Annotated in this window: 4 protein-coding genes; 1 reads left to right on the forward strand and 3 read right to left on the reverse strand. The window is 61.3% G+C overall.

The features are described 5' to 3' along the window. Positions 1-44 precede the first annotated feature (44 nt). The 3 genes from AC1ECN_RS33355 to AC1ECN_RS33365 all read right to left on the reverse strand — a co-directional run bounded on the left by AC1ECN_RS33355 (position 45) and on the right by AC1ECN_RS33365 (position 6,893). Positions 45-1,328 carry a cystathionine gamma-synthase family protein gene (locus AC1ECN_RS33355; protein WP_130765701.1) on the reverse strand — a complete coding sequence of 428 codons (1,284 nt, stop codon included), beginning with the start codon at positions 1,326-1,328 and terminating at the stop codon, positions 45-47. A gap of 73 nt (positions 1,329-1,401) precedes the next feature. Further along, complete coding sequence (locus AC1ECN_RS33360) at positions 1,402-2,481, reverse strand: YihY/virulence factor BrkB family protein (protein WP_477955395.1); 1,080 nt, start codon at positions 2,479-2,481, stop codon at positions 1,402-1,404. Positions 2,482-5,999: 3,518 nt separating this feature from the next. After that, positions 6,000-6,893: a protein-L-isoaspartate O-methyltransferase family protein gene (locus AC1ECN_RS33365; RefSeq protein ID WP_024321620.1), complete on the reverse strand. Its 894-nt coding sequence runs from the start codon at positions 6,891-6,893 to the stop codon at positions 6,000-6,002. Between the two features lie 147 nt (positions 6,894-7,040). Between AC1ECN_RS33365 and AC1ECN_RS33370 the strand changes: the two genes are divergently transcribed. Then, a partial coding sequence (locus tag AC1ECN_RS33370) for a hypothetical protein (RefSeq protein ID WP_477955397.1) occupies positions 7,041-7,229 on the forward strand: 189 nt, incomplete at its 3' end.

The following is a 7,229-nucleotide window of genomic DNA, read 5'->3' on the forward strand; positions in this document are numbered from 1 at the left end:
CGGCGCCGTCGGGCATTGATATCAATAACGCCCTGCGATTGGCGTCAGGCCGCGTGCAGCGCCAGTTCCAGGTCGGCGATCAGATCGTCCGGATGCTCGATACCGATCGAAAGGCGGATGGTCGATTCCAGAACGCCGATGCGCTGGCGGACATCGGCGGGCACGCCGGAATGCGTCATGGTGGCCGGATGGCTCGCAAGCGATTCCGTGCCGCCGAGGCTGACCGCGAGCTTGAAGATCTGCAGCGCATTCAGGAATTTGAACGAGGCGGGCTGGCCGCCGCGGATGTCGAAAGAGAAGGTGGAGCCCGCGCCGGTGCATTGCGCGATGAAGGTCCGGCCGGCCGGCGATTCCGGATCGTGGTAGGGCAGGTAGTGAACCTTCTCGACCTTCGGGTGATCACGCAGAAAGTCGGCAACGGCTCGCGCGTTGCTGTTTGCCCGTTCCATGCGCAGTTGCAGCGTTTCCAGCGAACGGCCGAGCATCCAGCAGGAATGTGGATCGAGCTGGGTGCCGATCGCGCCGCGCAGGGCCTTGATCTGCTTGATCACCGCCTTGCGACCAAGAACGGCGCCGGCGATCAGATCCGAATGACCACCGACATATTTCGTCAGCGAATAGAGCGAGATATCGGCGCCGTGCTCGATCGGCCGCTGAAAAACCGGTCCGAGCAGGGTGTTGTCGCAGACGATGATCGGCATATGGCCCTGTCTTGCGCCGATCATGTCGGCCACGCGTCGGATCATCGCGACATCGACCAGACTGTTGGTCGGATTGGCAGGCGTCTCGATCAGGATGACGGAGACGCGGCCCTTGGCCATCGCCTCTTCTGCCGCCTTTTGCACCGATCCTTCGCTGACGCCGTCGGCAAACCCAATGGCGGCGACGCCGAAGTTCAGAAAAGTCTTTGCCAGCAATGTTTCGGTTCCCCCGTAGAGCGGCTGCGAATGCAGGATCGCATCCCCCGGCCGGACGAAGGCGAGCAGAGTGGTGGCAATCGCCGCCATGCCGGATGAAAACAGCACGCCGCTTTCCGTCCGTTCGTAGACGGCGAGCCTGTCTTCGACGATCTCGCTGTTTGGATGGTTGAAGCGTGAATAGACGAGGCCCGCCCCCTTCCCTTCGGGCGGCTCGCGGCGGCCCGACACATAATCGAAGAAGTCGCGGCCATCCTCGGCCGTCTTGAACACGAAGGTGGAGGTGAGGAACACCGGCGGCTTGACCGCCCCTTCCGAGAGTTCCGGATCGTAGCCGTAATTCAACATCTGCGTCTCGGGATGCAGCGCATGATTGCCGATATGGGTTTTGGAAGGATGCGGGGCGGTCATCATCGTCTCCTCTGTCGGAACTGCAGAAATGGCAGAATACATCAAAACGATATGAGGGGAGCAATCATCGCGGTCAGCTCATGGTCTTGCCCAGAGTGTCCGCGACATAGGCCCCGCGCGATCCCATCGGCAACGGCGCTCCCGTCGTCGTGTCCTTCGCGGTCTGATGCTCCAATTCGGCGTTCAGCTCGCCTCCGATGATGWGAATGACGACCGAAAGCCAGATCCAGATGAGGAAGCCGATCAGTGCGCCGAGCGTGCCGTATGTCGCGTTGTAATTGGCGAAATGATCCAGATAGTAGGAGAAGCCGAGGGACATGGCRGTCCAGGCGACCGTGGTCAGAGCAGCGCCCCACGTCATCCACCGGAGCTTGGCAGGCTCCCTGCTGGGGCCGAAGCGGTAGACTGATGTAACGGCCACCGCGACGACCAGCAGAAGCAGCGGCCATCGCATGAGAAGGGCCATGTGCTCCTTGAATTGATCGAGCCAGAGATAGGAGCGGACAACCGGCATGATCCCGACGAGCGCAACCATGACCACCGTCAAAAGCACCGCGCAAAAGGTGAAGCAGAGGCCGATCAGGTTCAATCGGACAAGCCCCCGCTTCTCCTCCTCCTCATAGGCCACGTTCATCGCGTCGAAGATCGCCAGCGTGCCGCTATGCGTGCTCCAGAGGGCGATGCCGAGGCCGAGGAAAAAGGTGATGCCGAGCGTAGCGTCGCGTCGGCCGACGAGCTCCTCGATCTGGTTGGCAAGAAGATCGAACGCGCCCGATGGCATGAGGCCAGCCAATTCGCGAAGGTGTTCGGATATGGTGGCCGGATCTGCAACCAGCCCGTAGAGTGATACCAAAGCCGCCATGGCTGGGAACAGCGCCAGCAGCAGATAGAAGGTCACGCCCGCGGCAATCAGCGTGACCCGGTCGGCGAGGACCTCGTGGAAGACGCGCCAGAACACGTCGCGAAGGCCGCTGAGAGGGATAGCCTCGGGCACGCTGGCGCTGCGGCCATGATCGTCACCTGCGTGGCCGGTATCCGCAGACAGGGCGACCGACCTGCGCTCAGTTGCCTGCATCAAGACAAATGCGCCAATCGCTGCGGCCAACATTGTCGCCGCAAAGGGGAATTTCTTGGGGTGAAGTACATCTGGCATGAGGATGTTCTCCGATCTGGTGCGGAGATAACGCAGGGTACCGCTAAAGGATGCAARCCGTTGCTTTCCTGCGGACATTTGAGGCGAGCCCCGAGATCAGTCCTTTCCCAGTCGGGTCAGGAAACAGGGATTGCAAACGATTGAGGCTCGTCAAGCCGCGCCGCCGCTGCGCTCAGGATTGCCCAAAGCAAGGGATCCTAACTCGTTTCAACAATTATAAGTTATTGATAATGCTGCGATCACATCCTGATATGGAAGCGAATCCGGACTTTAGTTTCGTTACCGCGTTGCTGAGCGTGTTTTCAACAAGTCTACCGATAGGGCGGTTTGGCGGCCGCGAGGCGGTAGAATTGGTCCGCAACTCGTATCGGAAGCGCGGCTTGGATCTGAATTCCACCTGCTGCTATCCGATTCCGACGCCCAATAGCCAATGCACCTGCAGGCGACACGCTGCGCAGCAAGCCTGACAAAACAATAGCGCCGGCGACAATGGCCTGCAATAGCCGTTTACGTTATCAACGGGCAAATACCGGGGTCCGCCCCTGGCGGACCGATTGCATTCGCTCGGCATCCCTCATGAGCAAGCGTCGTCGAGACCGAGGCACCGCCTGCCCGCCGACGCGATCTCGATGRCCTCAACGGTTGCTTGATGGCGTCTCGGCAATCGGCAGAACGCGCGTCGCGATCGACCAGGTCGCCACGCGAAAGCAACTGCGCGGTAAGGAGACGGCGACAGGATGCGCGCTACTCCTGATGTCGGTCAGCTCGCAGCCTGGCGTTATTTGCCATAGACGGCCCCTCCCCGACAATCACTAGAGGTGTTGCTCCGGCCATTCATTGCTGGGCATCTCCGGCGCGCTGCTCAAAGGCGCAGGATCATCTCCTGGCATACCGGCCGGGATAAACAGACCTTCCACATTGCCAGAGAGCGAGGATCTGCGCGTCATCAAATAGTGTGCATCGATCACGGGCGCCGCCCCATCTGACATGACGTCGCGGCCCTCGCGCCGCGGTTGGCTATCCCAGAGCAAAACGAACCCGAAGCTGCCGTTCCCACATACGCTCGGCTTGCTGCCGCAAGCAAAATCGACGACAGCCGCTGGTGTGTCACGTGCGCTGCCGGACGGTAGATATCAGCGGCCACTCGTTCGCAACGAGCTGACGCGCCCCGAAAGCCTAAACTGTGAGCCGCCGATCCTGTAGGGTCGAAAGCAGCCCCTCCCCTGTCGCGTACCCCTTCAGTTCGATCGCATAAAGAACCAAATGCGCTGGCAGTGAGGCAGCGTTCTGTCGGTCGGCTATCGCCACAGAAGCCGTCCTCAGTGGCGTATCGCAACTGACCCTGCGGCCTTTCCCAGCAGAATCCGTAAACCGCAACTGCGCGCCGAATGTTGCCTGATCGTGCCGTTGTCCGCGGACAACCGGATGATCAACGTGGTAGCCGTCAGCTCGTTTGCACATGAACCAACCTCCGCATCAATTAGTCCGCGCGCTGGGAGAAGATCCCCGATATCGCTCGCTGATGGATGCCATGGACTTGCGGTATTGCTGCCGCCTCGATGGCTGTGCCTGATATCGTAGAGCAGTGGCTTCATTCCCCTTGCCGAACAGGCATGGATGTCGGCTCCAAGGGTTCCGAAGAGCCCCATCGGGTCAGTCGACAGGTCGGCAATGCCTAAATCTGATCCCCGGGGAGCAAAATGCGTTAGAACAAGCTGTGGGGCTGTCGGCGCTGCGGCTTCGCTCATCGAATGAGATCCGCGGCAAGGGATGGCGGGACGGTCGCGACGCCGTCATCCTCGCTGCTCTCGCGCCTCCTGGACCAGGCGCAATCGAGGCCGTCCGTCGCTCGACGCAAGGCTGCCTGGCTAGCGGCAACGCTTCGGCGGCAATCTCAGATCAGGTGACTTCGTTGCCCGTTCAATTCAGTTGATCGGGCGGGGGCAGCCCCGCCCTTCGAGGTCCCTGCAAGCGCCTCCGGATGAAGCTGGAGAGAGTGGCACGTGACGGCGGCGAATCCACTATCCGGTCAGCTTGCGCTGCATCGATCGGTTCGTCCGTCCAAGCTGTGCCGATTGGTCCTCCTTCCTGAGTTTTGCAGGCCAAAGGCCGAAGCCTCGAATGAGGCAGCGAATAACTAAAGGCCGGCGACGACGTCCGCATGCGGTGGGGCGGATGGCCGGATGTTGTCGCCGTCGTTGGTGATCGGCGGCAGATCGGCCAGCTTGGTGATCGCCTTCTTCGGCATCTCAGTCAATTCGGCCGTCAGTCAGGTGGAGATAAGCGAGGCCACACCCTCGGGCGAAGGGTTGGGCAAGGCAGGTCCGGGGCGGATCGTCATCGATCATTTGAGGCAATCTCCATTCGCACGTCCAGATCTTGGCGCACCGGGGGTGCGATCCCCTGCCCTCATCAATCACTTTGTGGTGGGCGGATCGGCTCGCTAGGAACCGGAAAATTCCCTCCACTAGAATCGCTGTTCGGCAAGTTGTCCGCGGACAACCCTAGGCCCAGGCCCGGTCGCGTGCGAACGAAGGCTGCGTACCTGACCCTTCGTCTGCGACATCCGCGGCAACCGCCAGGCTTGAATTTGCCGCATTGCGGCATTACCTCGTGACGGACCGAAGCGCTTTCCCCTCCTAGCCGCTTCGGTCCGACGGACAGCACTTCTCCTCCCAAGCGTCGGTCACTATCGAAGCCCGGCGCATCTCTCCCGCGCCGGGCTTTTGTCGTCTCGGCGACCCACTGTCGTCACCAGGCAGGGAACGTCTCCTGGTCCTCCATTCTTATCACTCCAGGCCTCAAGTGAGGTGTGTTGGCAGTTTGGGACGCCGGCGGCGGCGATCAATTGCGCGCGTCTCCAATCCGCGTCGCTGGTGTCATGCTGCCGTGCTGCCGCCAGCAGAGGAGCCGCCATCGGCCATCTTCGTCCGATGGCCAGCGCGCGAACCACGCGCCGAGAACATCGCCGATCGAGGGCCATCGCTTGCAGGTCTTCACCGCCGGTCTGAGCGCCGCCGTCCAGGAGGGCGTCGAAGGCCGGAGTGGGATCGCGCCGGCAAGTTCGCATCGACCAGCAGGTCACCCGACGGCGGGGCCTGTCCGGCTCATGCGGCTCACTGATTTCGATAAGCCGTTGGCGCGTAATCCTGCCTCCACCTCAGCCGGCATGGCCGCCGCCCGGATCCTCGGCGGGCTTGGTCCAACTTCAAAGATGATGGGCCGCAAATTTCGACGGCAGGCTTTTCGGTGCCGGACAGGCGAGGGCGCGCCGGTGGTGAGCCTGCACCAAGCTTTTGATAGCTAGATCTGATGTCGACGCCCTGGGCGTGTTTCCCCCGTGCCTTGCGCCGGATGTTTGAGCGTGGCGACGTCGTCGTCGGCCAGAGGTGCGGCGAACTGATCGCGCCGGGCGAAAGGAGGATGGTGTCGAGGACGTCGAGCTCTTCGGTGCCGCGGCGCGCTATATTGCTCGCTGAGGCGAGGTGGCCGACTTTCGCGGAACCGGCGCGGATGTTTCAGACGTCATCATAGCAAAGCGCCCATTGGTCGCCGATATACCAGCAGCGTCCTGTCCGCGGCTCCGTCTTCCAGAGCACGCTTTTGACGAACTCGATGCCGCCGCGCCTGAAGGCGCCGGTCAGCGCCTCGATCTCGCTATCGTCGATTGTCAATCCACCATTGGCGCAGACGAAATAGGCTGTACCGATCCAACGCGCCGCAAATCCACCCTCGCCGCGCTCGATACGAAGTGCAGCACCATGGGATGCGTGACGGCCGCCTTTCGGCGGTCGGTCCTGGCGCGGTACGCCGAGTGGCAGCACGAGGCGCCCTCCGGGTCGAAGCCTTTCGATCCAGGGTTCCGCGGGCCGCGCGACGGCGAAATTTACATAGATCGCATCCACCTCTTCCTGCGGCCATTGACTGCCGTCGGCGTTAATGACGCTGACATTGGCCCGATCAGCAAGCGCTGCTTGAGCGAGGGCAGCCAGATCGGGATCCATCTCGACGGCATAGACATGACCGGAAGCGCCGACAAGCTCCGAAAGAATGGCGCTGTAATAACCGGTGCCGGCGCCGATATGGGCGATGCGATCGCCGATCTGTACGTCCAGTTCCGCCAGGAGTCGGGCATGCAGTGAGGGACTGCCATTGTTGACACCCTTGTCGGGCTGCAGGGCGAATAGCACGTCCTGATAGGCCAGAACCAAGTCGGAGGAGGGGAGGGGGCGATATCCGCCGCCCAGGTTGGAGATCTGCCATGGCGGCGCACCAAGGAATTTTTCGCGCGGGACGGCGGCAAAGGCAGCTTCGATCCGCGGGTTCGTCGTTGGGGCGGTTGCCACCACCTGATGGGCGTAAGCGCGGCGGATCACCACCAGTTCGTCGGCCGTGAATATCGCAGTCGGCATGGGCAAATCTCCGGACTTGGTTTTGATCTGTTCCATTTTAGGTCTTTGCGGCTCCAAATCCATCTATACCCCGATGCTTGATCCGTGTAGTATGGGATCTCATGACGGAAGTTAAATGCCACTTCTCTTCCATTACGGAAAACTACGTTGTTACTTCATAAGGTTAATATTCCACAGGCTGCAAAACTTAACATTGTCGCCGCGGTAAGTGGGGCAGATTCGATGGCGCTGCCGGTTTGGCAGGCAGAAGCGTCGAGCGCTGATGACCGTTGGTGGCTCCAGCGTTTAAGCCCGGGCAAGGATGGTGGCCGGGAGAGACGGGATGGGGTGATCTTC

The organism is Rhizobium sp. 01N447_2, assembly GCF_056399245.1.